Origin of the sequence: Mycobacterium sp. SMC-11, assembly GCF_046250095.1 — a bacterium.
GTDB lineage: Bacteria > Actinomycetota > Actinomycetes > Mycobacteriales > Mycobacteriaceae > Mycobacterium > Mycobacterium heraklionense_A.
The window spans coordinates 314,714-341,344 of record NZ_CP176430.1; the positions used below are offsets into that span (position 1 = coordinate 314,714).

At 67.9% G+C, this 26,631-nt stretch carries 31 protein-coding genes and 1 tRNA gene; 22 read left to right on the forward strand and 10 right to left on the reverse strand.

Features of this window, described 5'->3' with window-relative positions; translation table 11 throughout:
- The first annotated feature begins 26 nt into the window (after nt 1-26).
- From ACKY0X_RS01465 to eccE, 8 genes are read left to right on the forward strand one after another with little or no spacing between them, the layout of a single operon-like run.
- Nucleotides 27-338, forward strand: coding sequence for a PE family protein (locus tag ACKY0X_RS01465; RefSeq protein ID WP_409428019.1), 312 nt, complete (start codon nt 27-29; stop codon nt 336-338).
- Between the two features lie 2 nt (nt 339-340).
- Nucleotides 341-1,795 (forward strand): PPE family protein, encoded by a 1,455-nt coding sequence (locus ACKY0X_RS01470; RefSeq protein ID WP_409429774.1) that lies wholly within the window; start codon nt 341-343, stop codon nt 1,793-1,795.
- Between the two features lie 22 nt (nt 1,796-1,817).
- The gene (locus ACKY0X_RS01475) at nt 1,818-2,111 is read left to right on the forward strand and encodes a hypothetical protein (RefSeq protein ID WP_064890669.1); all 294 of its coding nucleotides are present in this window, start codon (nt 1,818-1,820) and stop codon (nt 2,109-2,111) included.
- A 29-nt stretch (nt 2,112-2,140) separates the two neighbouring features.
- Nucleotides 2,141-2,428, forward strand: a complete 288-nt coding sequence (locus ACKY0X_RS01480) for a WXG100 family type VII secretion target (protein ID WP_046287208.1) — start codon at nt 2,141-2,143, stop codon at nt 2,426-2,428.
- A gap of 33 nt (nt 2,429-2,461) precedes the next feature.
- Nucleotides 2,462-3,337, forward strand: coding sequence for an ESX secretion-associated protein EspG (locus tag ACKY0X_RS01485; protein WP_240175524.1), 876 nt, complete (start codon nt 2,462-2,464; stop codon nt 3,335-3,337).
- A gap of 48 nt (nt 3,338-3,385) precedes the next feature.
- Entirely contained in the window at nt 3,386-4,822 is a 1,437-nt protein-coding gene (eccD, locus tag ACKY0X_RS01490; RefSeq protein ID WP_409428020.1) for a type VII secretion integral membrane protein EccD, read from the forward strand.
- On the forward strand, nt 4,819-6,240 hold the full coding sequence (gene mycP, locus ACKY0X_RS01495; protein ID WP_409428021.1) for a type VII secretion-associated serine protease mycosin: 1,422 nt from the start codon (nt 4,819-4,821) through the stop codon (nt 6,238-6,240). The genes eccD and mycP overlap by 4 nt, the downstream gene beginning before the upstream one ends.
- Complete coding sequence (eccE, locus tag ACKY0X_RS01500) at nt 6,237-7,208, forward strand: type VII secretion protein EccE (RefSeq protein ID WP_409428022.1); 972 nt, start codon at nt 6,237-6,239, stop codon at nt 7,206-7,208. Before mycP ends, eccE begins: the two co-directional genes overlap by 4 nt.
- Before the next feature lie 59 nt (nt 7,209-7,267).
- On the opposite strand, the gene ACKY0X_RS01505 is transcribed toward eccE, so the two are convergent.
- Genes ACKY0X_RS01505 through bluB form a run of 3 tightly spaced genes read right to left on the reverse strand, consistent with a single transcriptional unit; the run spans nt 7,268 to nt 10,065 of the window.
- Entirely contained in the window at nt 7,268-8,461 is a 1,194-nt protein-coding gene (locus ACKY0X_RS01505; RefSeq protein WP_409428023.1) for an alpha/beta hydrolase family protein, read from the reverse strand.
- Between the two features lie 57 nt (nt 8,462-8,518).
- Complete coding sequence (locus tag ACKY0X_RS01510; protein ID WP_409428024.1) at nt 8,519-9,418, reverse strand: amidohydrolase family protein; 900 nt, start codon at nt 9,416-9,418, stop codon at nt 8,519-8,521.
- Nucleotides 9,415-10,065, reverse strand: coding sequence for a 5,6-dimethylbenzimidazole synthase (gene bluB / locus ACKY0X_RS01515; protein ID WP_409428025.1), 651 nt, complete (start codon nt 10,063-10,065; stop codon nt 9,415-9,417). The genes ACKY0X_RS01510 and bluB overlap by 4 nt, the downstream gene beginning before the upstream one ends.
- 37 nt (nt 10,066-10,102) lie before the next feature.
- Between bluB and ACKY0X_RS01520 the strand changes: the two genes are divergently transcribed.
- The 4 genes from ACKY0X_RS01520 (at nt 10,103) to ACKY0X_RS01535 (ending at nt 12,140) form a co-directional block, all read left to right on the forward strand.
- Nucleotides 10,103-10,441, forward strand: coding sequence for a hypothetical protein (locus ACKY0X_RS01520; protein ID WP_409428026.1), 339 nt, complete (start codon nt 10,103-10,105; stop codon nt 10,439-10,441).
- Between the two features lie 3 nt (nt 10,442-10,444).
- Complete coding sequence (locus ACKY0X_RS01525) at nt 10,445-11,131, forward strand: phosphatase PAP2 family protein (RefSeq protein WP_409429775.1); 687 nt, start codon at nt 10,445-10,447, stop codon at nt 11,129-11,131.
- Nucleotides 11,118-11,354 carry a hypothetical protein gene (locus ACKY0X_RS01530; protein WP_409428027.1) on the forward strand — a complete coding sequence of 79 codons (237 nt, stop codon included), beginning with the start codon at nt 11,118-11,120 and terminating at the stop codon, nt 11,352-11,354. Before ACKY0X_RS01525 ends, ACKY0X_RS01530 begins: the two co-directional genes overlap by 14 nt.
- A gap of 129 nt (nt 11,355-11,483) precedes the next feature.
- Nucleotides 11,484-12,140 carry a L,D-transpeptidase gene (locus ACKY0X_RS01535; protein WP_409428028.1) on the forward strand — a complete coding sequence of 219 codons (657 nt, stop codon included), beginning with the start codon at nt 11,484-11,486 and terminating at the stop codon, nt 12,138-12,140.
- Nucleotides 12,141-12,144: 4 nt separating this feature from the next.
- Here ACKY0X_RS01535 and ACKY0X_RS01540 read toward each other — a convergent pair whose 3' ends face one another.
- Together ACKY0X_RS01540 and ACKY0X_RS01545 are read right to left on the reverse strand one after the other, a co-directional pair.
- On the reverse strand, nt 12,145-12,456 hold the full coding sequence (locus ACKY0X_RS01540) for a DUF732 domain-containing protein (RefSeq protein ID WP_409428029.1): 312 nt from the start codon (nt 12,454-12,456) through the stop codon (nt 12,145-12,147).
- A 13-nt stretch (nt 12,457-12,469) separates the two neighbouring features.
- The gene (locus tag ACKY0X_RS01545; protein WP_409428030.1) at nt 12,470-12,781 is read right to left on the reverse strand and encodes a DUF732 domain-containing protein; all 312 of its coding nucleotides are present in this window, start codon (nt 12,779-12,781) and stop codon (nt 12,470-12,472) included.
- Nucleotides 12,782-13,043: 262 nt separating this feature from the next.
- Here ACKY0X_RS01545 and ACKY0X_RS01550 point away from each other — a divergent pair, with 262 nt between their 5' ends.
- The gene (locus ACKY0X_RS01550; RefSeq protein ID WP_409428031.1) at nt 13,044-14,207 is read left to right on the forward strand and encodes a PPE family protein; all 1,164 of its coding nucleotides are present in this window, start codon (nt 13,044-13,046) and stop codon (nt 14,205-14,207) included.
- A gap of 12 nt (nt 14,208-14,219) precedes the next feature.
- Nucleotides 14,220-15,452: a PPE family protein gene (locus ACKY0X_RS01555; protein WP_409428032.1), complete on the forward strand. Its 1,233-nt coding sequence runs from the start codon at nt 14,220-14,222 to the stop codon at nt 15,450-15,452.
- Between the two features lie 11 nt (nt 15,453-15,463).
- Here the strand turns inward: ACKY0X_RS01555 and ACKY0X_RS01560 are convergent, their stop codons facing one another.
- On the reverse strand, nt 15,464-16,099 hold the full coding sequence (locus tag ACKY0X_RS01560; RefSeq protein ID WP_409428033.1) for a TetR/AcrR family transcriptional regulator: 636 nt from the start codon (nt 16,097-16,099) through the stop codon (nt 15,464-15,466).
- A gap of 39 nt (nt 16,100-16,138) precedes the next feature.
- Between ACKY0X_RS01560 and ACKY0X_RS01565 the strand changes: the two genes are divergently transcribed.
- The 6 genes from ACKY0X_RS01565 (at nt 16,139) to ACKY0X_RS01590 (ending at nt 22,531) form a co-directional block, all read left to right on the forward strand.
- Nucleotides 16,139-17,365 carry a hypothetical protein gene (locus ACKY0X_RS01565; protein ID WP_409428034.1) on the forward strand — a complete coding sequence of 409 codons (1,227 nt, stop codon included), beginning with the start codon at nt 16,139-16,141 and terminating at the stop codon, nt 17,363-17,365.
- Nucleotides 17,366-17,450: 85 nt separating this feature from the next.
- The gene (locus ACKY0X_RS01570) at nt 17,451-18,188 is read left to right on the forward strand and encodes a hypothetical protein (RefSeq protein ID WP_409428035.1); all 738 of its coding nucleotides are present in this window, start codon (nt 17,451-17,453) and stop codon (nt 18,186-18,188) included.
- Between the two features lie 90 nt (nt 18,189-18,278).
- Complete coding sequence (locus ACKY0X_RS01575) at nt 18,279-18,674, forward strand: hypothetical protein (protein ID WP_409428036.1); 396 nt, start codon at nt 18,279-18,281, stop codon at nt 18,672-18,674.
- 78 nt (nt 18,675-18,752) lie between these two features.
- Complete coding sequence (locus tag ACKY0X_RS01580) at nt 18,753-19,655, forward strand: family 16 glycosylhydrolase (RefSeq protein WP_046286592.1); 903 nt, start codon at nt 18,753-18,755, stop codon at nt 19,653-19,655.
- 519 nt (nt 19,656-20,174) lie between these two features.
- Nucleotides 20,175-21,602 (forward strand): hypothetical protein, encoded by a 1,428-nt coding sequence (locus tag ACKY0X_RS01585; protein ID WP_409428037.1) that lies wholly within the window; start codon nt 20,175-20,177, stop codon nt 21,600-21,602.
- 107 nt (nt 21,603-21,709) lie between these two features.
- Complete coding sequence (locus ACKY0X_RS01590) at nt 21,710-22,531, forward strand: family 16 glycosylhydrolase (protein ID WP_409428038.1); 822 nt, start codon at nt 21,710-21,712, stop codon at nt 22,529-22,531.
- Here ACKY0X_RS01590 and ACKY0X_RS01595 read toward each other — a convergent pair.
- From ACKY0X_RS01595 to ACKY0X_RS01605, 3 genes are read right to left on the reverse strand one after another with little or no spacing between them, the layout of a single operon-like run.
- Nucleotides 22,528-23,421, reverse strand: coding sequence for a hypothetical protein (locus ACKY0X_RS01595; protein WP_409428039.1), 894 nt, complete (start codon nt 23,419-23,421; stop codon nt 22,528-22,530). The two genes, ACKY0X_RS01590 and ACKY0X_RS01595, sit on opposite strands and share 4 nt — an antisense overlap.
- A 19-nt stretch (nt 23,422-23,440) precedes the next feature.
- Nucleotides 23,441-24,073, reverse strand: coding sequence for a TetR/AcrR family transcriptional regulator (locus tag ACKY0X_RS01600; protein ID WP_409428040.1), 633 nt, complete (start codon nt 24,071-24,073; stop codon nt 23,441-23,443).
- Nucleotides 24,063-24,902, reverse strand: a complete 840-nt coding sequence (locus ACKY0X_RS01605) for an oxidoreductase (protein WP_409428041.1) — start codon at nt 24,900-24,902, stop codon at nt 24,063-24,065. The genes ACKY0X_RS01600 and ACKY0X_RS01605 overlap by 11 nt, the downstream gene beginning before the upstream one ends.
- Before the next feature lie 126 nt (nt 24,903-25,028).
- Here ACKY0X_RS01605 and ACKY0X_RS01610 point away from each other — a divergent pair, with 126 nt between their 5' ends.
- Both ACKY0X_RS01610 and ACKY0X_RS01615 read left to right on the forward strand, forming a co-directional pair.
- On the forward strand, nt 25,029-25,940 hold the full coding sequence (locus tag ACKY0X_RS01610; RefSeq protein ID WP_409429776.1) for a LysR family transcriptional regulator: 912 nt from the start codon (nt 25,029-25,031) through the stop codon (nt 25,938-25,940).
- 144 nt (nt 25,941-26,084) lie between these two features.
- Nucleotides 26,085-26,507, forward strand: a complete 423-nt coding sequence (locus tag ACKY0X_RS01615) for a hypothetical protein (protein ID WP_409428042.1) — start codon at nt 26,085-26,087, stop codon at nt 26,505-26,507.
- Nucleotides 26,508-26,530: 23 nt separating this feature from the next.
- Here ACKY0X_RS01615 and ACKY0X_RS01620 read toward each other — a convergent pair.
- Nucleotides 26,531-26,604 (reverse strand) — tRNA-Gly (locus tag ACKY0X_RS01620).
- Nucleotides 26,605-26,631 lie beyond the last annotated feature (27 nt).

The following is a 26,631-nucleotide window of genomic DNA, read 5'->3' on the forward strand; positions in this document are numbered from 1 at the left end:
ATCGAATTACGGAAGGGGAAATTGTCATGACGCTCAATGTGGTTCCGGAAGGTCTCGCCGCCGCCAGTGCAGCGGTCGAGGCATTGACCGCCCGTCTGGCGGCCGCGCAGGCCAGCGCCGCCCCGCTGATCACCGCGGTGGTTCCGCCCGCTGCGGATCCGGTGTCGCTGCAGACCGCTGCCGGTTTCAGTGCCCAGGGCAGCGAGCACGCCGCGGTGGCAGCGCAGGGCGCCATCGAGTTGGGCCGCGCCGGTGTCGGTGTAGGGGAGTCCGGTGTCAACTACGCCGCCGGTGACGCCGCTGGTGCCTCGACATACTTCTTGGGCACGCGCGGCTGATGATTTCCGCCCCGGTCTGGATCGCCTCCCCGCCGGAGGTGCATTCAGCATTGCTGAGCAGCGGCCCCGGACCGGGTCCGTTGTTGTCGGCTGCCGGGGTGTGGAATTCGCTGAGCGTCGAGTACGCCTCGGTCGCAGACGAACTCACCGCGCTGCTCGGGGCAGTGCAGACCGGCGCATGGCAGGGACCCAGCGCCGAGCAGTACCTGGCCGCGCACGCGCCGTATCTGGCGTGGCTGGGCCAGGCCAGCGCGGACAGCGCCGGGGTAGCCGCGCAACATGAGGTGGCCGCCACGGCGTACACCAGCGCGCTCGCGTCGATGCCGACACTGGCCGAATTGGCCACCAATCACATGATGCACGGGGTGCTGGTCGGCACCAACTTCTTTGGGATCAATACGATCCCGATCGCGCTCAATGAAGCCGACTATGTCCGGATGTGGATCCAGGCGGCCACCACCATGAGTACCTATCACGCGGTCTCCGGTGCGGCCCTGGCGTCGGCGCCACGTGCGGTGGAAGCGCCCCCGGTGGTCAAGTCCGATTCGGCCTTGCCCGCCGCGGACACCTCCTCGGGGGGAATCGGGGATTTCTTCACCAAGCTGTTGGACCAGCTCGGTCAGCTCTTGGCCGACCCGATCGGCGTGATTCGGGAGATCCTGAGTACCCCCGGAGCCCTGGTCACCTGGTTCCCGCTGCTGTTCTTCATCGCTTACGAGGCATTCTTCATCCCGTTCGGTTTCACCTTCTGGGGAGTGATGCTGGGCGCGACGATCATGGTGCCGATCGTCCTCGGCGTCGGGCTTGCCTACCTGGCCGACCTCCTGGGCGGCGACTGGACTATGGACGAGGTCGCCAAACCGGCGCCGGGAGTCGTCTCGTCGCCCGATCGGCCGACCGTCGCGGTGGCAGGCTTTGGTCCCGGGTTGCCCGCATCCGGTGCGGCGAGCGTTCCGGCAGCGCCGCCCACCTCGGCGGCGGCACCTCCCGCACCGGCGGCCGGTGCGATGGGCTTCGGCTACCTGGTCGGAGGATCCGACCCGGGCACCGGACTCGGCCCGACCCTGACCGACCGCAACAAGGCGCAGGCCCCGTCCTCACGGGTGCCCGCCGCCGCGGCGGCGGTGGGCAGCTCGGCGCAGGAAAGGTCTCGGGCGCGCCGGCGCCGCAGGGCCGTCTTGCACGATCACGCCGACGAGTTCATGGACATGAATTCCGGTCCCGCCGCCGATCCCGCAGGGCAGGCGCCGTCGGCCACGGTTGGCTCGGACAGCGGCTCCGGACCGCTCGGATTCACCGGGACGGTCGAAAAGCGTGCCGGCAGTGCGGCATCCGGGCTGACCACCTTGACCGGTGACGGATTCGGCGGCGGCCCGAATATGCCGATGTTGCCCGATACCTGGGGCGAAAAAGATCTTGGCGACTCCGTTGGGGAGTCGGAATCGGAACCGAAGTAGAAGTCAGGAAAGGAGTGCAGCGATGAGTATGTTGGATGCGCATATTCCGCAGTTGGTGGCGTCGGAGTCGGCGTTTGGTGCCAAGGCGGCGTTGATGCGGTCGACGATGGCGCAGGCGGAGCAGGCGGCGATGTCGGCGCAGGCGTTTCATGTGGGTGAGGCGGCTGCGGCGTTTCAGGGGTCGCATGCGCGTTTTGTGGCGATGGCGGCGCGGGTGAATGCGTTGCTGGATATGGCGCAGGTGAATCTGGCGGATGCCGGTTCGACGTATGTGGCCGCTGATGCGGCTGCGGCGTCTGGTTATACCGGGGTTTAGCTGGCGGGCCAGGGAAAAGGAGCAGACTGATGTCGCAGATTATGTACAACTACCCGGCGATGTTGGCCCATGCGGCTGAGATGAATGGGTATGCGGGGACGTTGCAGGCTGTGGGTGCTGACATTGCCAGTGAGCAGGCGGCGTTGTCGGCGGCGTGGCAGGGCGATACGGGTATGACGTATCAGGCGTGGCAGGCGCAGTGGAATCAGGCGATGGAGGAGTTGGTGCTTGCTTATCGTGCGATGGCTTCCACGCATGAGACCAACACCTTGATGATGAACGCCCGGGACACCGCCGAAGCCGCCAAGTGGGGCTGACCCTAATGATCGGCTCGATGAGGGAAGGCAGTGATGGGTACTGAGCCCAACGCCGCCGAACTGACCGTCGAGCAAGCCTGGTACATCGCGGAAACCGTTGGTGCCGGGTCTTTTCCGTGGGTTTTGGCGATCACCATGCCCTACACGGACGCCGGGGAGCGGGGCGCGTTCATGGCGCGTCAGCGCGACGAGCTCACCCGGATGGGAGTTGTCTCGCCGGAGGGCGCGGTCAATCCGGCCGTGGCCGAATGGATCCGGGTGGTGTGCTTCCCGGACCGGTGGCTGGACCTGCGTTATGTGGGTTCGGCCGCCGGCGGGGCCCCCGAGATGTTGCGCGGCATCGTCGCGCGCCGTGACCAGAACGCCGGCAAGCCCGCCCGGACGGTTGTGGCACTGCGCAATGCGCAACTGGTCACGTTCACCGTGATGGACATCGACGACCCGCGCCTGCTGGTCCCGGTGCTCGGCGCAGGTCTGCGGCAGCGCCCGCCGGCCAGGTTCGACGAGTTCACCCTGCCGGCCCGGGTCGGTGCCCGCGCTGACGAGCGACTGCGCGCCGGCGCTCCGCTCGCCGAAGTGCTTGACTACCTGGGCATTCCCGCCTCGGCGCGGCCGATCGTGGAATCGGTGTTCACCGGATCACGTCACTATGTCGAGGTCGTCGCGGGATGCGCGCGAGACGGTCGACATACCACCACAGAAGTCGGTATGAGCCTGGTCGACGCCGATGCGGGCCGCATCCTGGTCACCCCGTCGCAGGCCTTCGACGGCGAGTGGGTCTCGACCTTCCGCCCTGGAACCGACTTTGCGACTGCTGTCGCGATTGAACAGCTGACCGCCACCCTGCCCGAGGGCACGTGGTTCCCCGGTCAGCGACTATCCAGAGATTTCACCACCCAGCTGTCCTAAAGGCAGCGAAGAGAACGTCCTCGCAGAGAAGAAGAATAGGGAACACCAATGACCGAAGCCCCGGTGCTGACCAGCGCCGTCATGCCGATTGTCCGCATCGCGGTCCTGGCCGACAGTCGGCTGACCGAGATCGCCGTGCCGGCGGAGCTGCCGCTGCGCGAAATCCTGCCGGCGGTGCAACGCCTGGTCGCCCCGGACGCCGGTGACTCCACTGATTCGGCCGAGCCTGCCGGTGCGACGCGGCTGAGCCTGGCGCCGGTCGGCGGCGCACCGTTCAGCCTGGACGCCAGCCTGGACACCGTCGGGGTGGTGGACGGCGACCTGCTGGCCCTGCGCCCGGTGCCGGTCGGCCCGGCTGCCCCCGGCATTGTCGAGGACATCGCCGACGCCGCTGTCATCTTCTCGGCTTCCCGGCGTAAGCCCTGGGGCGCCAAGCACATTCAACGCGCGGCGTTGGCCGCTGGGACGGCTCTGATCTTCGCCTCCACCGGACTCGCGGCCGCGCACCGCGCGGTCACCGGCGAGCCCGCCGGCCTGTTCGCGGCCGGGGCCATCGCCCTGCTCACGGTGCTCGCCGCGCTGCTGTGCCGTACGCGTTCGGCCGAAGCCGCACTGACCCTGTCGATCGCGGCACTGGTACCGCTCGCCGCGGCGGGCACCCTGGCGGTGCCCGGGGTGTTTAGTCCGGCGCACATCGTGCTGGGCGCCGCGGCGGTTAGCGCGTGGTCGCTGATCTGCCTGATCTTGCCGCCGGGCGGTCGTGGCGAGCGCGGAATCGCGTTCTTCACCGCCGCGGTGGTCGTGGGTGTCGGGGTGCTTGCGGCGGCGGCCGTCAAGACCTTCTGGGAGTTGCCGTTCGTCACCCTGGGCTCTGGCCTGATCACCGCGTCCCTGCTGCTGACCGTTGCCGCGCCGCAGGTTTCGGCATTGTGGGCGCGGCTGCCGTTGCCGGTGATCCCGGCACCGGGCGACCCGACGCCGTCCGCGCTGCCGGAGAGTGTGCTTGCCGACCTGCCTCGCCGGGTCCGCGTCACTGACGCCCACCAGACCGGCTTCATCGCCGGCTCGGTGCTGCTCGCTGTGCTCGGTTCGGTTGCCATCGCCTTTGCGCCCGAGGGGCTTTCGGGCTGGGCCTGGTACGTGGTCGCGGGCATCGCGGTGGCTTCGGTGCTGCGGGCCCGGGTGTGGGACTCGGCATGGTGCAAGGCCTGGCTGCTGGCCGAGCCGCACCTGACCGCGATTGCCCTGCTGGTCGGTTACGCCGCCACCGGCCGCTACACGGCCGCCTTCGGCGCGGTGCTGGTCCTGGCTGCCTTGGTGGCGGTGTGGGCAGTGGTCTCGTTGAGCCCGTCCGTGGCCTCGCCGGACAGCTACTCATTGCCGGTGCGCCGCCTGGTGGGCTTCCTGGCTTCCGGCGTCGACGCCACCCTGATCCCGGTCATGGCCTACCTGGTCGGCATCTTCGCCTGGGTTCTGTCTCGATGATCGTTGCCGAGGAGCGCAGCCGGAGTCGGTCAGCGGTCCGGGCGGCCGGGATCGTCGTGCTGGCAGCCTTGCTGACCAGCGCGCCGGCCCTGGCGATCACCCCGCCGACGGTGGACCCGACAGTGCCGCCGCCCAGCGGAGCGCCCGGCCCCGTCGCGGCGATGGAACAGCGCGCCGACTGCGCCAGTTCGGGTTTGCTGCCCGGCAGCAACCTCAGCGCCGCGACGGCTGGACAGCGGATGCTCGACCTGCCCACCGCGTGGCAGTTCTCCCGTGGCGAAGGCCAGACGGTGGCCGTCATCGACACCGGTGTACGGCCGGGCCCGCGCCTTGGGGCGGTGGAACCGGGCGGCGACTACATCGGGACCACCGACGGGCTGACCGACTGCGATGGACACGGAACGCTGGTTGCCGGGATCGTGGCCGGCCAGCCTGGCGATGACGGCTTCACCGGCGTGGCTCCGGCCGCCCGGCTGCTGTCACTGCGGACCGCCTCGGCGACGATCTCGCCGCGGCTGGGCGGAGACGACCCCCGGGCGACTCGCGTGATCACCGACATCACCGCGCTGTCGCGGGCCATCGTGCACGCCGCCGACCTCGGTGCGCGGGTCATCACCATCTCCACCACCACCTGCCTGCCCGCCGACCGCAACATCGACCAGACGGCGTTGGGTGCGGCGCTGCGCTACGCGGCGGTGGAAAAGGATGCGCTGATCGTGGCGGCCGCCGGCGACGCCGGCCAGACCGGGTCGGTCGGCGGCGGTGGGGAGGCGTGCGAGTCCAATCCGCTCACCGACCTGAGCCGCCCGCAGGACCCGCGGAACTGGGCCGGGGTGACGTCGGTGTCGGTGCCGTCGTGGTGGCACCCCTACGTGCTGTCGGTGGCCTCGCTGTCGTCGAGCGGCAGACCGTCCGGATTCACCATGGCCGGACCGTGGGTCGGCGTGGCCGCCCCCGGTGAGGACATCGTCTCGGTGAGCAACCGCGAAGACGGCGGATTGGCCAACGCGTTGCCCGGCAACCAAGGTCGGCTGGTGCCACTCAGTGGCACCGGCTACGCCGCCGGCTATGTGGCCGGTGTGGCCGCTCTGGTCCGCAGTCGATACCCCGATCTGAACGCGATGCAGGCTGCGCACCGGATCGTCTCCACCGCCCACAACTCCGCGCGCGCGCCATCGGATGTGGTGGGTGCTGGAACCATCGACCCGGTGGCCGCCCTGACCTGGGAACTGACCCCGGCCGCGGACCCGGCTGCCTCACCCGCGAAGAAGATCTCTCCACCCCCGGCGCCGCAACCCGACGACCCGGCGCCGCGGATCGTGGCCTTCGCCGGAACCGCGCTGCTGGCCGGGTTGGTCGTCGCCGTCGCCACTGGCGCCGCGGCGGCCGCTCGCCGACGAAAGGAAAACCAACTGTGAGCACGCACCGAACCACCATTCCCCGGCCCGGGCCGGCCCGGATCGCCTTGGTGCTGTTGGCCGCCACGCCCGCGGTGATGGCGAACCCGTGGGAGACCACCGCGCAGCGCTGGGCGCTCGCCGTGGGCATCATCGTGACGGTCCTGCTGCTCGGCTGGTGGCGTGGCCTGCACTTCACCACGATCGCCCGTCGCCGGTTGTCGATGCTGCGTTCGCGCGGTGGCGCGCACACCGACCGCCGGGACGCTGCCGGCGCGCGCGCGACCGCGGTGTTGCGGATCACGGCCTCGGCGGCCGGGAACGCTCTACCGCTGTCGCTGATCGCGAGCTACTTGAACCGGTACGGCCTGCGGGCCGACGCGGTGCGCATCACCAGCCGCGCAGGTGCAGGAGCAATCGACACCTGGATCGGAGTGACGTACGCGGCCGCGCCGAACCTGGCAGCGTTGCAGGCCCGCTCGGCGTCCATCCCGCTGCAGCGGACCGTTGACATCGCCGTGCGGCGCCTCGCCGACCATCTCCGTGAAATCGGTTGGGACACCGCGATTGTCGCCGAAGGCGAGATTCCGTCGCTGATCGATGCGGGTGCCCGGGAAGCATGGCGGTCGGTGGTCGACGGCACAGGCGACCACGTCGCGGCCTACCAGGTGGGAATCGACGCGGCGCTGGCCGACACGATCAGCCGAATCCAGGCCGTCAACGCCAACGAGACCTGGACGGTGTTGGAAGTCGCCGAAGCGGACGGCCAGCAGACTGTAGCCGCGGCCTGTGCGCTGCGTACCGGCTCGGCGCCCGACGGTGGCGCCCCGCTGGGCGGGCTGCTGCCGCAGCAGGGCAACCACCGCAATGCGTTGCTGGGCTTGCATCCGCTGTCCGGCGTCCGCTTGGACGGGCACACCCCGGTTTCTGGCGACGAGCTCGCCGGCCTGCGGTGGCCTGTCACGGCGGTAGCGGCGGCCGCGCGCTAGCGGCGATCGCAAGCGCGGCGGAGCCGGGCGAAGCGGGTCGCCGCGGTAGGGCTAGCGGGCTAGAACATGTAGGGCCGCAGGAACGCGGTCATCCTGCGTAGGTAGGTCGGTTGGCTGACGTGTAGCACATGGTTTCCCGGAAACCAGTGCAATGCGCACTGATCCCAGTGGTGCCAGAGCATTTCGGACTGCTCCGGCGGTGCCAGCCGATCGCCTAGGCCGGTGATGATCAGTCGCCGTTCCTTGGCCATCAGCGGGCGGTAGTTCAGCGGCGAGTGGTAGGCGGTCGCTGCGACGAAATCGTCGCCGGCGACCTGCCCTAGCCGTTGCCCGCCCTGGAGTATCAGATTGGCCGGAAACCAGTCGCGGATCTCCGATTCGACGGAAACCACCGGAACATTCGGGATCACCGCCTGCAGTCGGGGTTCGACGGCAGCCAACAGGGCACTGGTGTAACCGCCCAGCGACAGACCGGTCAACGCGAAGCGGTCGACGCCGGTGGACTCCAGGTAGTCGATCATCGATCGGAAGTCGTGGACCGCCTGGGCCATCGCCTCGGCGAAGCCCGACATGCCGTGCGAGAAGTAGCCGTATCCGCTAAAGGGCGAGTACTTCTCAGCCCGCCGCCCATGGAAAGGCAACGTGAACAAGGCCACGTCGTATCCGGTTCGATAGAACCACGGCAGCGAGAAGAAGAGCCCGTTGAACAAGTAGGGCGACCCCATGAAGCCGTGGATGACGCACAGCGTCGGGCGCGGCCCGTCGTCGTGACGCCAATGCTGAAACCGTGCGGTGTTGTTGTTCCCCAGGGCAGTCCACGAGTCGCGCATCGCCGGATTGACCGCTTCGAAACCGCTCCGGAAAGAGACGTTCTCGACCGTGCCGCGGGCGATCCGCTCCGCGATCGGATTTGCCCGCCGGACCGAAACCCTCGGCAGCTCCGTAGGTGCGGGAAAGGATCGGAGCGGGTCGTGGTGGGAGGCCAGTTCGGCGTAGAACGCCAGTCGTTCCCGCTCCTGCCGAGACTGCTTGCGGCCCAACGCGGTGGTGAGCACCGACGGGATCATGGCCGCGGCAACCATGGAGGCGACCGCGGTGCGCAAGCCGATATCGGCGAAAGCCGACGCGTCCACGATCGCCTTCTCCCGCAACGACAACTCGCTGCGGTGCGGCAGGCCGTGTTCGCCGGCATCGGCACCGGGGACATCGGGAATCGGGATGGGCGGATTGAGCGGGGTGACGTCAGTGCTCACGGTCGCCGGCCTTTCGCGGGTGTTGGTCGCCCCGGCCCTGCGGACCCCGGTGCGACGTCAACCGGATGGTAACTCGGCTGCGAACAGCCGCGCGGCATTGTCGTGCAGAACCCCACGCAGCCAGGCGTCGTCGATGCCGGGAAGCGCGGTGATCGCGTCCAGCGCCTCACGGTAGCCGTATGGGATGTTCGGAAAGTCGCTGCCAAACAGAATCCGTTCACCCGCGCTGCGTAAGCGCGGATCCTCACCGGTCGGAAACGGCATCAGCTCGTCGACGAACGCGGTGAAAGCCATCGTGGTGTCCAGGTACACGCTTGGCGATTCCAGGCAGATGTCGAGGAATTCGTCGTACTCGGGCATGCCCATGTGCGCGATGATCAAAGCCAACCGCGGGTGGCGGCGCAGCAGCTGTCGAACCGGTGCAGGCCCGGTGAAGCGGCCGGGCTGCGGGCCGGAGCCGCAGTGGATGACGACCGGAACACCGCAGTCCTCGATCACGCCCCAGACGTCGTCGAGCAGCGGATCGGTCGGGTCATAGTCACCGACCTGGATGTGTGCCTTGAATATTCGAGTTCCACCATCGATGGCGGCTTTAACGTAGTCCGCCGCGCCGGGTTCCGGATAGAACGTCGCCGTGGGTAGACAATCCGGTGTGTCACGGGCGAATTGGGCTGCCCACTGGTTGAGCCACGCCGCCATATCCGGCTTGTGCGGATACACCAGCGAAGTGAACCGGCGTACCCCGAAAGCGCGCAGCGTAGCGACCCGATTGGACTCATCCATGCGGTAGTTGATGGGCCACGGCCGGCCGACCATCGGGCCGGCCGAATCGAAGTACTTCCACACCTTGTCCATTACCGACTTGGGCATGAAATGGGTATGGACGTCGATGATTCCCGGCAGTCCCAGATCCGACCAGACCTCGCGGACTGCGGTGGCTTCATCGTCCTGAGTCATGGGGTCTCCCAGCTGTTTTCGGATACAAACTCCCCCAAGGGCTGGCGGTAGGCCCACTCGTCGATCTCTAGCGCCGGCCGGTCCGGGAACTCCGGGACGGGGCCCAGGCACAGGATCGCCACGGGCTCCGCATCCGAGGGCATTCCCAGCAACTGTGCCAGGGGAGCGGGTTCGAACAACGACACCCAGCCCATGCCCAGCCCCTCGGCGCGGGCGGCCAGCCATAGGTTCTGAATCGCGCACGACACCGACGCCAGATCCATCTGCGGCAAGGTACGGCGACCGAAGATGTGTGCCTGTCTGCCGTCTCGCAACGCCACCACCAAAAGTTCGGCGCACTCGCGGATGCCCTCCACCTTCAAGGCCAGGAACTCCTGCTCGCGACGGCCCAGCGCCTCAGCGGTGCGATGACGCTCCTCGTCGACCAAGGCATGGATCCGCTGCCGAAGGACGTCGTCGGTGATTCGGACGAACCGCCACGGCTGCATGAGGCCCACACTCGGTGCGGCATGGGCCGCCGCCAACAGCCGCGTCAGGACGTCGGGGTCGACCGTGCTGCCGGGTACGAATCGGCGCATGTCGCGCCGCTCGGCGATCACCCGGTACACGGCTTGGCGCTCCTGCGCGGTGAACGATGGATCAGCCACGGGATCATGGTAGGAGCCACACGAAGGGACGCTCGTCATGAAACGTTCGCAACTGCTCGACCACTTCACCGCCGGCGCCGCCGCAGACCTCGTCTACGGTGAGCCCCACCAGACCGCGGACGGGGCGACGGTCATCACCGCCGCACGGGTGACCGCGTCGGGCCCGGACGGTTCGAAGGTGAACGCGACACCCCTCGGGGTGATGGTGATCCGCGGCCAGCAGGCCAAGTGGGTGGCCGCGGTCGACGCGAATCGGATCGCACTGGTCGGGGTGCTCACCGGGTTGCTGTCCGCCGTCATCGCGTCTCTGGCGGTACTGCGCCGCCCGCCCTGGCCGGATTTGCGGGGTGGCGGAACTTCCAGCGGCGGTAAGTAAGTGGTGTCGCCTTCGGCCGCGCGTGCGGCGGCGCTGATCTCGGTGGCGGCCGCGGTGGCGGTCTACGTATTGATGTTGGTGGGCTATCGGCAGGGCTGGACCTGGCTGGCCGAAGTCGATACCGCCGCCTTGGACGCGAGCTACGACGTCGCGGTCAAACACCCGATCTGGGTCCGGTTCTGGGATGGCATCTCCACGGTCTTCGAGCCGGCGGTGTTCCGCGCGGTCGGCATGGTGGTGGCTCTGGTCGCGGTGCTGCGGCATCGGCTGCGCGCCGCGCTGTTCCTGTTGGTCTCGGTGGAGGCGACCGGGCTGCTGACGGTGGTGGCCAAGGGCTCCGTCGGGCGGCCGCGGCCGGTGACGGCCCTGGTCTCGGCGACCTCGACCTCGTTTCCGTCCGGGCACGCGCTGGGGGTGACGATCGGGGTCGGCGCGCTGTTGCTGCTGGCGCTGCCCGCGCTGCGGCGCAACGCCAGGCTGGCGGCGGTGAGTGTCGGCGTGCTGGTGGTGGCTGCGGTCGGGGTCTCTCGAGTAGCGCTCAACGTCCACCACCCCTCCGACGTACTGGCCGGCTGGGCGCTGGGCTGGGCTTACCTGACGGCGTGGGCTCTGGTCCTGCAACCGTGGCGGCGACCGGAGTTGACCGGGTCCGCCGGCGCGCCCCAAGATGGCCAGGATGACCAGCAGTAACGCCGACCCCGTCGATGCACTCATCTGCTCCCGCAAGGGCTGCAGCGCTGATGCGGTGTACGGCATGCTGTGGAACAACCCGAAGCTGCACACACCGGAACGTCGCAAGGTCTGGCTGACGTGTGCCGAACACCGCGAGTACTTCCGTGACTACCTGTCGTCACGCGGCCTGCTCAAGGCCGAGGCACCGGTCGAAGAGCTGCCGCGCCGAGAGGGGCCGTGAACACCGCGTCTTGAATGCGGCGCCTTGAAAGCGGCGTCGTGAAAGAGGCGTCGTGAAAGCGGCCACCCGAACCCCGGCACGCCGTGAGCGGTGTTTGACCCGCCCCTGACATGCACAGATGATGTGTGAATGCGCCGACTTGTGAGCTTGTTCAGCGCTGCCCTGTGCACGGTTGCCGCGGCGCTGTCCGCGGCCCCGGGAGCCCAAGCCGACGTCATTCCGTGGTTTGCCCGTTCGGTAGGCAACGCCAACCAGGTGATTTCGGTTGTCGGGGTAGGCGGTTCGGACGCGAAGATGGACGTCTACCAGCGCAGCGCGACGGGTTGGCAACCGGTGGCCGCCGGGATTCCGACCCACGTCGGCTCGGCCGGCATGGCAGCCAAGGCGAAGAGCGGCTATCCGGCCACCCCGATGGGCGTCTTCACGCTGCCGTATGCGTTCGGCACCGCGCCGAACCCCGGTGGCGGACTGCAGTATGTACAGGTCGGGCCGGACCACTGGTGGAACGGCGACGACCACAGCCCGACGTTCAACACCATGCAGGTGTGCAAGAAGGCGCAATGCGCATTCGACACCGGTGAGAGCGAGAACCTGGAAATCCCGCAGTACAAGCACGCCGTGGTGATGGGGGTCAACACCGCCCGTACCCCCGGGGACGGCGCCGCCTTCTTCTTTCACACCACCGACGGCGGCCCGACCGCGGGCTGCGTCGCGATCGACGACGCCAAGCTGGTGCAGATCATTCAGTGGCTGCGCCCGGGCGCGGTCATCGCGATCGCGAAGTAGTTCGTCAGCCCTCTTCGCAGTACGACGCTCGCGCGATGCTGACGAACTGCGACGCCCTGGTCAAGGTCAGGCTGGGATTGGCGTTCTTCACGGCCTTGGCGGCCTGATTGGGCGAGTGCCCCCCAGCAAGGTATTCGCACACCGAATGCCCGCCGGCGACCGCGTCGGCGGCATCGGGGTAGGAGATACCCATCTTGTCGAGGGCGCCGAGGAAGCCGTTGTCATCGGTATCGGCACCGGCCGGTGCGGCCAGACCCAGCAGACCGGCCACCGCGAAGGCACTCACTGCCAGTGTGCCGGGTAGGCGAATCGTCATCGTCTTCCTTCCATCAATCGGTGATCGAGTCGGGGCAGAACGCCGCTTGGGAGAACGTCACGAACCTGGCGGCGTTCTTCACCGACATGCTGCGGTTCGAGATCCGCACGGCGCGTGCCGCGGAATCTGAGCGATGCCCCGCGCCCAAGTAGGCGCAGACCTCACGGCCGACGGAGACGGCGTCAGCCGCATTGGTGTATTCGATCCCGGCCTGCTCGATCGCGCTGATGAACATGGCGTCGGGGTCCGGGTCGGCGTATGCCGGCGCGGCGTTGACCAGCGCCGTAGCACCAATCGCGACCAAAGCCCAACGTGGATTTATCACAGTGTCAACAGCATTACTGACCTGAATTAACCGCTAGCGGCAAGTAAATGAACCATCGGTGAACACCATCGGTACGGTGTGCGCCGGATGCGTCGAACCGGTAGACGGCCGCCTAACAGTTCATTTACTCGCCACCCTGCCGACCACTTTGCCTTAACCTCCGGTTCACCTGTATGCCGTTTCGTAAGGATCGGAATAGCCGTTCGCAACCGCTGCAGGCCGCTGGCGTACCTAGTGCCAGCGCCATGAGCGAGGAGACATCGTGTACCTGGACTACGGGGTGCTGCCCCCGGAGATCAATTCGGGACGCATGTACGCCGGCCCCGGATCCGGTTCCATGCTTTCCGCCGCCACCGCGTGGGAGAACCTCGCCGCCGAGCTGAACACCGCCGCGGCGTCCTACGACTCGGTCACCTCAGGCCTGGCTGCCGGCCCCTGGACCGGCCCGGCAGCGACGGCGATGGCAGCCTCCGCGGCCCCGTACGTGACCTGGCTGCGGGGCGCCGGCGCTCAGGCCGAAACCACGGCTCGTCAGGCGACCGCCGCGGCGGAGGCCTACTCGACGGCGGTCGCGGCAGTGGTGCCCCCACCGGTGATCGCCGCCAACCGCGTTCTGCTCAAGCAACTGGTTGCCACGAACTTCTTCGGGCAGAACTCCCCGGCGATCGCCGAAGCCGAGCTCCAATACGCCGAGATGTGGGCCCAGGACGCGGCCGTGATGTACCGCTACGCCAGCTCTTCGGCGGCCGCGTCGGCGTTGGCCGCGTTCAACCAGCCGCCGCAGACCACCAATGCGGCTGGCCAGTCCGCCCAGTCCGCTGCGGTCGCCCAGGCCGGAGTCGCCGCGGCCGGCAACGGTGCGGCCACCGATATTTTCAGTTCATTGATCTCGATCATCGGCCAGATATCGCCGTTCACGGGGTTGGCCACCCAGGGGCTGAGCGCCACGATGACTGGTTGGTCGGGTACGGCGAACATGCTCAGCAACGTCAACAACGGGATCGGCCTGGCGGCGTTTCAGGCGGAAAACCCCGGCGGTCTCGACGAAATCCTCCACCCGCCCAAGATCGGGCCGGCCGGTCTGGGGCTGGGCGGCCTGGGACTGGGCAAAACTGGGCTCGGCAGTGCCGGGTTGGGCGCCGGGCTGGGCAGTGCGGGGTCGTCGGCGAGCGCCGGCACTGCGCTCAAGATCGGGGCGTTGTCGGTGCCCCACGGCTGGGCCATGCCGGTCACGCTGACCTCGGCGGCCGCGCCGTTACCGGCCTCCGCTGTGCCGGCGGCGCCGGCCCTGGCCGGAGGAATGCCCGGCGGGGCGTTCGGTGAGACTATGCTCGGCACCCTGGCCGGTCGCGGTCTGGGAGCGGCGACGTCGCGTGCGGCCGCTCATCGCCGCACCGTGGTGCCCCGCCCGCCGGCCGCAGGTTAATCCGCCACCGACATGGACTTCGCTTTCCTCCCCCCGGAGGTCAATTCCGGCCGGATGTACACCGGCCCGGGGGCAGCACCGATGCTCGCCGCGGCGGCCGCCTGGGATGCCGTGGCCGCCGAACTGGAGACGGCCGCGATCGGCTACTCCGAGGCGATCTCGACTCTGATCGGGCACGCGTGGTCCGGCCCCACATCGGTGGCGATGGCGGCAGCGGCGGCTCCCTACGTGGCGTGGCTGCAGGCTGGCGCAGCCAACGCCGAGCAGACCGCGATCCAGGCCAAAGCGGTTGCCTCCGCCTACGAAGCCGCCTTCGCCGCCACTGTCCCGCCGACGGTGATAGCCGCCAACCGGACCCTGCTGGCCACCCTGGTGGCCACCAACTTCTTCGGCCAGAACACTCCGGCGATCGCCGCGACCGAGGCGGCATACGCCGAGATGTGGGCCCAAGACGCCGTCGCGATGTACTGCTACGCGGCGACGGCGATGCCGGCAAGCGCACTACCGGAACTCGAACAGCCGCCGCAGACCACCAACCCGGCCGGGCCCGGCGCCCAGTCCGCGGTGGTATCGCACGCGGCAGCCGGCAACGGCCAGACATTGGCCCAGACGGCGCTGCAGCAGTTGGCGAATCCGGCGGCCGCATCGGACCCGCCGACCTGGTGGGAGACCTTTACCTCCGAACTGGGCCAGCTGACGCCGTTCAGCAGTATCGCTTCCAGCGGGCTCAGTTTCGACTCCAGCCTGTACACCGTGGTGAGTAACGGTGCCGGCTGGGGACGGCTGGTGTACGTCCGTGGTGGGACCGAGGGTGCGTTGACCTTCGAGGGGATCGGGCCGCGCGGGGTGTTGTCGGCATCCACCACCCCGGTGACGGGTCCGGGCGTGGGCAGGGCGATCCCGATCGGTGGACTGTCGGTGCCGCCGAGCTGGGCGACCGCGGCCCCGCAGATGAAGCCCATCGCCGTCACGCTGGCCGCCGCCGAGACCCCTATGCCGGTTGCCGCCGGACTACCGCCGGGAATGGCGTGCCAGGAGGCGATGATGGGAACGACGGCGGGCCAAGGCGCGACGCCCGACAACACCAGTCGCCGCAACCAGAAGACCAACGGCAAGAACGACGATCAGGACGGCAAGCCGATCACGACGCTGACCAATGGCAGTGGATGGCTGGCATCGTCGTGGGCGTATCACACCCGGCAGCGTGAAGGTCAGCCTCTGCCGACGCACTGGCGAACCGGGTAGCGCTTGATCGGCTAACCGCGATCGCGTTGCAGGTAGTGGGTGACCATGTCGAGCAACACCCGCCGCTCGGTCTGCCAGTCGACGGGGCCGCCCATAATCATCTGCGCCAACACAATTCCCCGCAGCGCTGCCCAGATCACCTCGGCTACACCGGAATCCGCGGGGTCGTCGGAAACCAGCCGGCCCAACCTGTTGATCGCGGTGTTCATCTGAATCAGGTGCTCGTGGGACTGCTCGCCCAAGCTGCCGCGAGTGGCCCGCAGTATCTCGAACGCGGCCAGCGAAGTCGGGCTGGCATAGCAGCGCCACGCGGTGTCGACGACGGCTTCGATGCGCTCCCGCAGCCCCAGCTCGCTGACCTCGACGGCAGACAGGCTTGTCAGTAGTTCGGCGACCCCGTCGTCGACCACGGCCATCAACAGGCCGTTGCGGTCCCCGAAGTGGTACTGGATGACCCCCCAGGTCACCCCGGCCCGCTCGGCGACGTGCTTGGCGGTCGCCGCGCCGAACCCCTCTTCGGTAATGCAGCGCACCGTCTCGTCGATGATCCGGGCACGGGTGTCATCGCCGCGTTTGCGGGGCGCGCTGGTTCGCCGGGTCGGCCCCGAGGGGCCTGAAGCCCGAGGGGGACCAGCAGAAATAGTCATTGTTGACTTTATAACATAGACCCAACTATTTTTTAGCGCGTGACCGAATCCAGGTATGCGTCGCTGTCCCGTGACGAGTTGGCTGTGCTCGTGCCCGAACTGCTGCTGATCGGGCACATGATCGACCGTTCCGGAATGGCCTGGTGCATCTCGGAGTTCGGCCGCGAGGAAATGGTGCAGATCGCCATCGAAGAGTGGGCGGGCGCCAGCCCCATCTACACCCAGCGCATGCAGCGCGCGTTGGGCTACACCGGCAACGACGTGTTCACCATCTTCAAGGGCCTGCAGTTCGACATCGGTTCCCCGCCGCAGTTCATGGACTTTCGCTTCACCGTCCATGACCGCTGGAACGGCGAGTTCGAGTTGGCCAGCTGCGGCGCGCTGCTCGACGTGGAGCCGATGGGCGACGACTACGTCTTCGGCATGTGCCACACCATCGAGGACCCGACCTTCGACGCCACCGCGGTGGCCACCAACGTCCACGCCCAGGTCCGCCCCGTGCACCGGCCGCCCCGCACGCCGTCGGACCGGCAACCGCACTGCCACTGGACCGTCATCATCGACGAGTCCTATCCGCCGGCCCAACCGATTCCCGCGTTGGCGGAGGTCAGTGAAAGCAAAGCCGCCACTTGGCAACTCGACGACATCGATGCTGCAGACGAAGGCTTGGCCGACTACTCCGGACCGCTGTTGACCGACGTCGACTTCACCGCCTTCTCCCATTCGGCGCTGGTCCGCATCGCCGACGAGGTCTGCTTGCAGATGCACCTGCTCTACCTGTCCTTCGCGCTCGCGGTGCGCGCCCGGGCAAACTCCGACGAGCTGGCCGCATCCGTGGGCCGGCGCCAGCTCACCGGCCTGGCCGGGCTGGGCGCCCAGCGCATCAAAAACGCGCTGAAGCTTCCCGCAGACATCGACGGCGCGCTGCGCACCTTTGAACTGCACCCGCTGCTCAATCCGATCGGCTACGTGCGCGCCGACATCGGCGGGAACACCGTCGCGCTGCACCCCTCGCCCGCCCATGACGACGGTGCCTGGATCGCGCTGTGCTCGCCGCAGGACGTCAATCCGCTGCAAGCCATCGCGACCGCGGTGAACCCGCTGCTGCGGGTCGAGGTCGAGGGGTCTGAGAACGAGTGGACGGCTCGGCTGACCGAGACCGACAGTGAGGCAAAAGAACTGCCCGAGGTGATGGTGACCAAGGTCAGCAGCGGCGCAGATTTCGTGTTCCGCACCCGAAAGTCCTTGCCGCTAACGGTTGTATAACCCTATGGTCTCGGCGGTAGTGGCACGCCCCGCCGTCCCCCTATCGTGGTCACGACCGCCGTTGTCGATGCAAGGTAAGCAGCATATGTACGACCCGCAGGCCGACGATGCCACCCAGGAAGCCGAGGCAATCGGAGCAACCGTGATGGCGCCGACGGTGCCCCCGGATGCGGGTTCCGGCGTCGTGGACGCGTTCGCCTGGTCGCAGGAGGACGGCAGTGCTGGTGCCGAACCGGTGCCTTACGTTCCTTTTGCCGAGGACCCCTACTACGAGCAGGATCTGAGTACCGGACGCCGTCCGACGGTTTCGGTGCCTGCCGCGCCGATCCCAGGCCGTCGGGCACCTTCGCGGCTGCCGCGGCTGGCACTCGGGCTGGGGATCGTGGTGGCGCTGATCGCGGTTGCCGGGGCGCTCTACAGCTTGACCCGCGGCCAGGACGACGAGACGCCGGTCGTTCCCGAAACCAGCGCCGTGGTGCCGCCGGCCCCGACTCCCAGCGCGCCGCCGCAGACCAGCGCTCCCGCACCGCCGCCGGTGGCCACGACATCAACGCCGCCGCCGCAGACCACCACGGCGCCGCCGCCGACTACGACGACGGCGCCGCCCACCACGACGACCACGACGCCGCCGACCAGCACCACGACAACCACGACGGCTCCACCCACGACGACCACGACGCCGCCGACCACGACGGTTCCGCCGACGACCAGCGAACCGCCCAGCACCACGGTGCCACCGACCACCACCGTGCCGATGACCACCGAATACCTGCACATTCCGTTGGTGCCGATCCCGATCCCGATCACGGTTCCGCAGAACTAGCCGCGCCGGCCGGCGTCGCCCGAGACCGTGGCCGGATCCGCCCTGCGCAGGCACACTGGGGTGTGGCGACCAGGGTGAAAGGGGCTCGCAATGGGCGACAGTGGCGCCTTCGGATTCGATTCCGAGGATTTGGACCGAATGATGCGTGAGGCCGGCGAGGGTCTACGTGCGGCATTCGACCGGTTCTCCGGCACGTTCGGCTCCGCCGGGGACCACCGGGCGGGCTGGGGTGCGATCTTCGCTGACCTGGCCCGGGCCGCGCGGGCTGAGCCCGCCACCGCCGGCGAGACCGGTGACGGAGTCTGGGCTATCTATACCGTCGGCGAGGACGGGGCGGCGCGGGTCGAGCAGGTCTACGCCACCGAGATCGACGCGCTGCGGGCCAGTCAGCGCAATCCCGACCCGAAGCGCCGGGTGCGGTTCCTGCCCTACGGGATCGCCGTCGGCGTGCTCGACGACAGTGCCGACGGCAGCGAGACAACCTAGGGGTGAAATAGGCCACGCGGGCGGGCTTGCCTTGTTTGACACCGCTGCGGTGTGGGTTAGATTGCCACCGTGCCCGAGATGAACCGCCGCCAGGTCATGATGATGCTGGGTGCCGGCGCATTGGCCGCCGCAGCCCCCACCCCCCAAGCCAGAGCCGTTCCCGCGGTCCCTGGAGCGCCGGGCGACCCGGCGCAGCCGCCGTCGGCCCCGGCCGACCCCGCTGCGCCTGCTGCGCCGACGGCCACCGCCAAGCCCGGGGGCTTCATCTGGCATGACGAGTTCGACGGCCCGGCCGGATCGGCCCCCGATGCTTCGAAGTGGACGATCTCGAACCACCGCACCCCGATCCGTCGCCCGGTCGGCTGGGACCGGCCCGAGTACTTCTACCAGTACCGCGACAGCCGCAAGAACGTCTTCCTCGACGGCAAGTCCAACCTGGTGATCCGGGGCACCCAAGAAGGCAACACCTACTTCGGTGGCCTGGTGCACGGCAACTGGCGCGGCGGCATCGGCACCACCTGGGAAGCCCGTATCAAGCTGAACTGCCAGACCGCGGGCTGCTGGCCCGGATGGTGGCTGTCCAACGACGACCCGGGCCGCGAGGGTGAAATCGACCTGATGGAGTGGTATGGCAACGGCGAGTGGCCCTCGGGCACCACCGTGCACGCCAACCCGTACGGCACCGCCTTCGAAACCTTCGCGATCCCGGTTGACGGCAACTGGCACAACTGGCGCGTCACCTGGAACCAGAGCGGGATGTACTTCTGGCAGGACTACGTCGAGGGCATGGAGCCCTACTTCTCCGTTCCCGCGGTCGGCATCGAGAACATCGACGAGCCGGGCCGGGAGTGGCCGTTCAACGACCCCGGCTACACGGTGTTCCCGATCCTGAACCTGGCCATCGGCGGATCCGGCGGCGGCGACGCCCGGGTGGGCAGCTACCCGGCGGACATGCTGATCGACTGGGTGCGGGTCTTCTAAGACGTCGCTGTCTCGAGCTCCTGGGTATCGGCGGTCCCGGCTAGCAGCCCGCTTCCCGGGTGGGCAGCTGCCCGGCGGACGTCCTGATCGAGTCGGCGCAAGTGTTCTAGAGGCGTCTACCCGCGTGCCTTGCGCGCGGGCTTCGGCCGGCGGGGAGTTCGTGCACTAATCGCGACGCAGGTTCTTTTGTTTCCGCCCCCTGCCGGAAACGTTAACGAAACCGGCTGTCTTTCACAGGATCTCGATCACGTTCGCCGCCGTGGCTACTGGCCAGTAGGGCTTCGGCAACCGTGTGCGGCACGGTGAATCGGTATGTGATTTGCGTCATATTCTCCGATGTGTGCGTGGAAACCGTTGCAGCTCAGCGGCATTGGCGAACAACTCGACACCCGTCAAGCTGGAGCAAGGTCCGGCAGGAATGAGTATCGCTGAGGTAGCGTCCCATTCGCTCGCCATCTAAGGCGATGCTGAGGGAGACACGACTGCCTGACGGCAAGTCCACAGGAGGGGATTTCTTTGATGAGTCAACGTCACAACGGTGGCGCGCGTCGGCGCGTGGTGGGCGCTGGGGGCGCCGTGGGTGCATTCCTGGCCCTGGGCCTGAGCCCGCTCGCCGCAGCTCCGGCCGCCAACGCGGACTTCGACTTCGACTTCGGCGATGTGCTGAGCGCGCTCGGTTGGGACGCCTCGTCCGATGGCGCTGCGGGCTTTGACGGCTCGAGCTTCGACTTGGCCCTGCCCGGCGCCGCAGACAGCACTGGGCTGGAAGGCATCTACGACTCGCTCTACAGCGGCATCCACTCGATGGGTGACATGCTGATTCCGATCTTCGATGCGACCGGCATCAACACGCTGTTCGCGTTCGGTGACAGCTGCGGCTTGGTGTGCGATGGCGTTGACGCGTCTGTCAACGACGACGGTGTGCTGATCGCGGCCACCAACGGTGGTCTGCTGTTCGGCGACGGCGGCAACGGCATCGCCGGTTCCGCCGGTGGTGACGCCGGCCTGATCGGCAACGGTGGCGACGGCGGCGCTGGCGCGCTGGGCGCCTTCAAGGACGCCGAGGGCAACGTGATCGTCGGCACCAACAACGGTGGCGATGGTGGCGCCGGTGGTTCGTTGCTGGGCAACGGTGGCAACGGTGGCGTCGGCGCCGCCAACGGTGGCAACGGCGGCAACGGTGGCGCTGCGGCGCTGCTGGGTGCCGGTGGCGATGGTGGCGTCGGCGGTGCCGGCAGCACTGGAGCCAAGGGGGACAACGCAACCAACACGACGGCCGCAGAGACCGGTGCCAAGGGTGGCAACGGCGGTAACGGCGGTAACGGTGGAAACGGTGGCTCGCTTATCGGTAGCGGCGGCAACTCCGGCGCCGGTGGTGTCGGCGGCACTGGTGGCGCCGGTGGCGACGGCTCCCTCGTCAACACCACGTTCAACAACAACGGTGGTAACGGCGGCGTCGGTGGCGAGGGCGGTGCGGCCGGTGCGAAGGCCGGAACCGCGGGCATCCTCGGTGGCAGCGCCGGCACGATCGGCAACGGTGGCAACGGTGGCGTCGGTGGCGCCGGCGGTACTGCTGGGTTCGGTGCGACTGCCGGTACCGGTGGCACCGGCGGTGCCGGCGGCGAGTCGACTTCGGGCAACGGTGGCAACGGCGGTGCCGGTGGCACCGGTGGAGCTCGCGGCTCGAACGGTCTGGCGTCCGGTACGGGTGGCGTCGGTGGCGCGGGCGGCGACAGCGCCACCGCTACCGGTGGCAACGGTGGTACCGGTGGTACGGGCGGCAGCGCTTCCGGCGGGCTCAACGCCGGTGACGGTGGCCACGGCGGTGCCGGTGGCGCCTCCGGCGAGACCGCTGGTGCACCGGGCTCCGCAGGCGCCGACAACAATGGGACCAACCCGGGTGCTGGTGGCCAGGGCGGCGCCGGCGCTGCTCCGGCAGCCGGCTAGTCGTTCGCGACAACACGCAACGGAAGCCCCGCACGCCTGCCGGCGTGCGGGGCTTCCGCCATTGCGTGCCATTGATGCCCAGGCCGCTGTAGTGGTTTCATGCGAAGGTGGCCGAGATAAATCGACGCAACCTGATGTTGACCACGGGAATCGGCATGCTCGCCGCCGCGATGCGCCTGCCGGAGGCATGGGCACGGCCCGGGCCCGCCGATCCACTGCCCGCCGCCCCGTCGCAGACCTACATCTTCAGCGACGAGTTCGATGGCCCGGCCGGTTCCGCGCCGGATCCGTCCAAGTGGGCGGTGGCGCAGGCCCGGGAATCGATGAAAGACCCGACGTTTTGGGAGCGTCCCGAGAACGTCGGCCAATACCGTGACGATCGCAAGAACGTGTTCGTCGACGGCAAGTCGAACCTTGTGCTGCGCGCCGCCAAAGATGGCGATACCTACTACAGCGGCAAAATCCAGAGCAAGTGGATGGGCGGTATCGGGCACACCTGGGAAGCCCGGATCAAGCTGAATTGCCTCACCGCCGGGGCTTGGCCCGCCTGGTGGATGGGCAACGAAGATCAAGGCGAGATCGACGTGCTGGAGTGGTACGGCAACGGCAGTTGGCCGTCGGCGACCACCGTCCACACGAGAGCGAACGGTGCCGAATGGGCGACCCAACAGATTTCGATGGACTCCGCCTGGCACACCTGGCGCTGCCGCTGGGACACCGACGGCATCCGATTCTGGCGCGACTATGTCGAAGGTGCCGCGCCCTACTTCACCGTTCCGGCGAACTCGATCGCCGACTGGCCATTCAATAATCCTGGCTACCAGGTATTTTCGGTGCTGAACCTAGCGGTGGCCGGTTCAGGCGGCGGCGATCCTCGACCGGGCAGTTATCCCGCAGAGATGCTCGTCGACTGGATCCGAGTTTCCTAAAGCGGGCTTGCCTCTCCGGTCCCGCCGGGATCGGCACCACGTTCGCGGGCTTCGAGCCAAGTAACGCCTTGTTCGGCTGCTCGGATCAGCGCACCTCGCTCGCCGAAATAGCCCGCAATCAAACCGAAGCCGGGCAAAGCGCCTAAGCGCTGATAGAGCTTCTTCGGGTGCGGGCGCTTGCTCACCTCGTCGAAGGTCGCCCGCAGGATGCCGGCCAATTGCCAGACCGTCCGGGTGATCACCACCGGAGTCGACGACGTGATCGACGCCAGCGGCTTCCACCCCGGCGGCGGTGTAACGGGAAGCGGTGCCGGATCGGGTTGCGTTGGTACCTCGACGGTCTCGGGCAGATGCCGCCCGCACAGCACCTCGGCGAGCAACCGCACCTGCTCACGCCGGTCGGTGACGCCGTACTCGCGGGCCAGCGCGCACAACACGATCGCGTGATTGACGAATCCCGCCAGCTCGCCCACCGGGACCAGCCTGGCCAGCAACCCGAACGCCCCGGGGGAGGCGACCACCAGAGTGTTGATCGCACCGACCCGGTGCACCCACCAGTGCACGCGTTGCTCGCGACTCATCCGCTCCCAGGCCGCGGTGCCGGGCAGATCCGCGGCGTTGATGAGCTGTGCCCCGGCGTTCAAGGCGCGACTGGTGGCGCTGGGACCGCGACCGGCCTCGTGACGGCGCCGGCGCAGTCGAAACCGCCGGATGCGGTGGGTGAGGCCATGCGGTGGCCGCAGCAGCCGGTGAGAGCGTTTCCGCAGCCCGATCGGATCAGCCTCGGCGAGCAGGTCGAGCAGCGGATCGATCACCGCGACGGCGCGGCCCAGTGCATCAGCGACCTCGGCGTCGGTCAGGGTGGCGTGCGGCTTCGGAAACAGACCCATACCGATGATTGTGGCGGGATCAGCCGGCGTGGGGGGCGTTTGGCGCGAGTGCGCTGCGCAGCGCGACTTCAGCCAGCCGCCGCGCGTGGTCCTCGGTGAGTGGGTAATGACCGGTCATGCGGCGAAAGATGAGCGGTCCGAACAGCAGATCGATGATGTCGTCGATAGCGATGTCGGCATCGACATCTCCGCGAGCGACTCCCCGTTGCCACAGTTCGGTGATGGCGGCGCGGCGACCGTCGAGAAAGTACTCCCGGAAATAGGCCGCGCCCGCCGCATCCTCTACGCAGGCGGCGAGCAACTGCGCGAACACATCACCGCGGTCGCTGGCGTAGAACGCCGAAACCCGCACCACCTGTTCGGTGAGATCGCCGAGGGCGCTTCCGGTGTCCGGCAAGGGTAGATCCTGGGCCATCATCGCGCCGAAAGCCTCGGCGGCCACCGCAGTGCGCGACGGCCAGTGCTTGTAGATGGTGGCCTTGCTGGCCCCGGACCGGGCCGCGATCGCGTCGACGGTCGTGACGGCATAACCGCCCTCGTCGAGGAGCTGTGCGGTCGCATCCAGGATCGCCTGGTGGATGCGATCGCTGCGAGCGCCGGTGGGGCGGGCGAAGGTGTATTCGGCTGCCCCACCGACGTTTTCAGGCGACATCGTCGAAGTCGGTTGAGGACGAGACGTCGCGCCACTGGGCCAATTCGGCTTGGACGTGGGCGAGCTTGCCCTCGACCGCGGCGATGGTGTCGTTGCCCAGCAGCAGACGCACCGGGGGCCGCTCGGATTCGACCACGTCGATGATGGCTGCTGCCGCCTTGACGGGGTCGCCGGGCTGGTCGTGGTTGCGCTCGCCCGCGGTGATGCGCATCTTGCCGGCCGGACCGTCGGCGTAGTCGTCAATGGTGTGCTGTTGGACCTGCAAGCTGGACGAGTCGAGGAAGTCCGTGCGGAAGTAGCCGGGCTCGACCACCATGGCGTGGATTCCCAGGGGCTGCAGCTCGGCATGTAGCGCCTCGGAGAGTGCTTCGACGGCGAACTTGGTGGATGCGTAGACGCCCCATCCTGGTGAGCTGACGAAGCCACCCACCGACGAAATGTTGACGATGGTGCCCGACCGCTGCGCCCGCAGTACCGGTGTGACCGCGCGGGTGACGGTCAACAGGCCGAACACGTTGGTCTCGTAGACGGCGCGAACCTCAGCGTCGGTGGCCTCTTCGACCGCGCCCAACAGTCCGCGGCCGGCGTTGTTGATCAGCACGTCGATGCGACCGAAGCGGTCCACGGCAGCCTGCGCGGCCTGACGGGCTTGCGTCTCGTCGGTGACGTCCAGGGCTACGGCGAGCACGTTGGCGTTCTCGCCGAGCGCTTCGGTGACCGTTGCCGCGTCGCGCGCGGTCGCGACCACTTGGTGTCCGCGGTCCAGCAGGTCTCGTGCGATCTGCAGGCCGAACCCGCGGGAAGCTCCTGTAATGAACCAAACGCTCATGCTCTCACCCTTCCCTAACTAAACTGTACGACTAGTTTAGTTAATGGCGCCGGGTGATGCAAGATTTGAGTCGAAGCAACAAGATGTGCGTCTATATTCGCTGGTATCGACATCAACACCCGCAAGCTGCGCCACTTCGTTGTGGTTGCCGAGGAGCTGCATTTCAGCCGCGCCGCCACCAGCCTGTGTATGACCCAGCAGGCGCTTAGCCGCGAGATCAAGGAAATCGAGGCGTCGGCCGGTGCCAAACTGCTGAACCGCACGACCCGGAAGGTGACGCTCACCCCGGCCGGCGAGATCTTCCTGGCCGGGGCGCGGGAGATGCTGGCGACGCTGGACGCCACCACCACCGATATCGCACGGGCGGTCCGCGGACTGTCGGGGACGCTGCGGCTGGGTTTTGGCCCCGGTGGCGCACTGGAGTTGACCGGCCTGATCGTCGACGAGTTCCGTCGTTGCTATCCCGGCGTCGATGTCACCATGCGTGAGTTCCCGATCGGCGATCCGTCGGCTGGGCTGGCGTCGGGAGTCAGTGATGTGGCGCTACTGCGGTTGCCGGTGAGCACCCCCGATATTGAGACGGAATCACTGTTCGTCGACCCGGTCGTCGCGATGGTCTCCGCCAACCATCGACTTGCCGCCTGCTCCTCGGTATCGGTGCTCGATCTCATCGACGAACCGATCACGGTCACCGACACCACCGATGAGAGTCACCGTGCCTTCTGGTGTCTGGATGCCGTGCGCGAAGATGCGACCGCGGCCCGGCGGTTCCCGATCAACTCGGTCACCGAGGAGGCACAGCTGGTTCAGGCTGGGGTGGCGGTCGCAATTACCAGTGCGGCGGTCACGCAGTACCTGCCGGCGCCGGGAGTGCGCTGCCTGCCGATCGACGACTGGCCGGGATCTGTGGTGGCGGTCGCCTGGCTGCGCGATGAGCCCAGCCCGCTGGTGGCGCGGTTCGTCGAGGTGGCTTGCGCCGTTCGAGACCGGGAGGTCGACGTGGTACGCGCAATCGAGGGCCGACTGGCGGAGCGCTAGTAGAGCGGGGCCGCGCCTTTGTCTCGCCAGGGTTCGTTCATCTGCCGTTGCAAACGGAAAACATCGTTGACACATGACGCCGTTAGCGTTCGCGCTATGAGAATCGCCGTCACAGCGGTATTGCTGGCTACTACGTTCACGGGCGTGGCTGCGCCCGCCACGGCCGCTGCGGCCGAGCCCGTACCCACCGCCGATGAGGTGCTCGCCGCGATGGCCGAGCTGACCGACCCGAACACCCCCGCGGCGAACAAGACCAACATCGTCACCCCCGGCTTCACCCCCGAGGAAGCCCAGACCATCGACGAGCGACTGCGCGAGACCCAAGAGGCCGGACTGTTGCCCTACCACTTCGTGGTGTCCGACATTCAGCCCGCGCCGGACAATTCCGCAGGAGCGACTGTCACCTCGGTGGGGGGCTTTCACGAAGAAAGCGCGCCCGAGCCAATCGGCCTGGTTAACGAGGGCGGGCATTGGTTGATCACTCACGACACCGCGGTGACCGCGCTGGAGCATTTCTGGCACGACGCCAACCGGCCGTTTGTGCCCATCGTGCCGCCGCTCAAGTGAGCGGGTTCGGTACTGGTCAAACGTGGAGCCGATGACGGGAATCGAACCCGCGTATTCAGCTTGGGAAGCTGATGTTCTGCCATTGAACTACATCGGCACTGGTGCGCTAGCAGGCTAGCATCCG

Coding starts and splice junctions, on each gene's coding strand:
- ACKY0X_RS01465 (WP_409428019.1), top strand. CDS start 27: ATGACGCTCAATGTGGTTCCGGAAGGTCTCGCCGCCGCCAGTGCAGCG.
- ACKY0X_RS01475 (WP_064890669.1), top strand. CDS start 1,818: ATGAGTATGTTGGATGCGCATATTCCGCAGTTGGTGGCGTCGGAGTCG.
- ACKY0X_RS01480 (WP_046287208.1), top strand. CDS start 2,141: ATGTCGCAGATTATGTACAACTACCCGGCGATGTTGGCCCATGCGGCT.
- ACKY0X_RS01485 (WP_240175524.1), top strand. CDS start 2,462: ATGGGTACTGAGCCCAACGCCGCCGAACTGACCGTCGAGCAAGCCTGG.
- eccD (WP_409428020.1), top strand. CDS start 3,386: ATGACCGAAGCCCCGGTGCTGACCAGCGCCGTCATGCCGATTGTCCGC.
- mycP (WP_409428021.1), top strand. CDS start 4,819: ATGATCGTTGCCGAGGAGCGCAGCCGGAGTCGGTCAGCGGTCCGGGCG.
- ACKY0X_RS01510 (WP_409428024.1), bottom strand. CDS start 9,418: ATGACTCAGGACGATGAAGCCACCGCAGTCCGCGAGGTCTGGTCGGAT.
- ACKY0X_RS01520 (WP_409428026.1), top strand. CDS start 10,103: ATGAAACGTTCGCAACTGCTCGACCACTTCACCGCCGGCGCCGCCGCA.
- ACKY0X_RS01530 (WP_409428027.1), top strand. CDS start 11,118: ATGACCAGCAGTAACGCCGACCCCGTCGATGCACTCATCTGCTCCCGC.
- ACKY0X_RS01535 (WP_409428028.1), top strand. CDS start 11,484: ATGCGCCGACTTGTGAGCTTGTTCAGCGCTGCCCTGTGCACGGTTGCC.
- ACKY0X_RS01540 (WP_409428029.1), bottom strand. CDS start 12,456: ATGACGATTCGCCTACCCGGCACACTGGCAGTGAGTGCCTTCGCGGTG.
- ACKY0X_RS01555 (WP_409428032.1), top strand. CDS start 14,220: ATGGACTTCGCTTTCCTCCCCCCGGAGGTCAATTCCGGCCGGATGTAC.
- ACKY0X_RS01560 (WP_409428033.1), bottom strand. CDS start 16,099: ATGACTATTTCTGCTGGTCCCCCTCGGGCTTCAGGCCCCTCGGGGCCG.
- ACKY0X_RS01570 (WP_409428035.1), top strand. CDS start 17,451: ATGTACGACCCGCAGGCCGACGATGCCACCCAGGAAGCCGAGGCAATC.
- ACKY0X_RS01575 (WP_409428036.1), top strand. CDS start 18,279: ATGGGCGACAGTGGCGCCTTCGGATTCGATTCCGAGGATTTGGACCGA.
- ACKY0X_RS01580 (WP_046286592.1), top strand. CDS start 18,753: ATGAACCGCCGCCAGGTCATGATGATGCTGGGTGCCGGCGCATTGGCC.
- ACKY0X_RS01585 (WP_409428037.1), top strand. CDS start 20,175: ATGAGTCAACGTCACAACGGTGGCGCGCGTCGGCGCGTGGTGGGCGCT.
- ACKY0X_RS01595 (WP_409428039.1), bottom strand. CDS start 23,421: ATGGGTCTGTTTCCGAAGCCGCACGCCACCCTGACCGACGCCGAGGTC.
- ACKY0X_RS01600 (WP_409428040.1), bottom strand. CDS start 24,073: ATGTCGCCTGAAAACGTCGGTGGGGCAGCCGAATACACCTTCGCCCGC.
- ACKY0X_RS01605 (WP_409428041.1), bottom strand. CDS start 24,902: ATGAGCGTTTGGTTCATTACAGGAGCTTCCCGCGGGTTCGGCCTGCAG.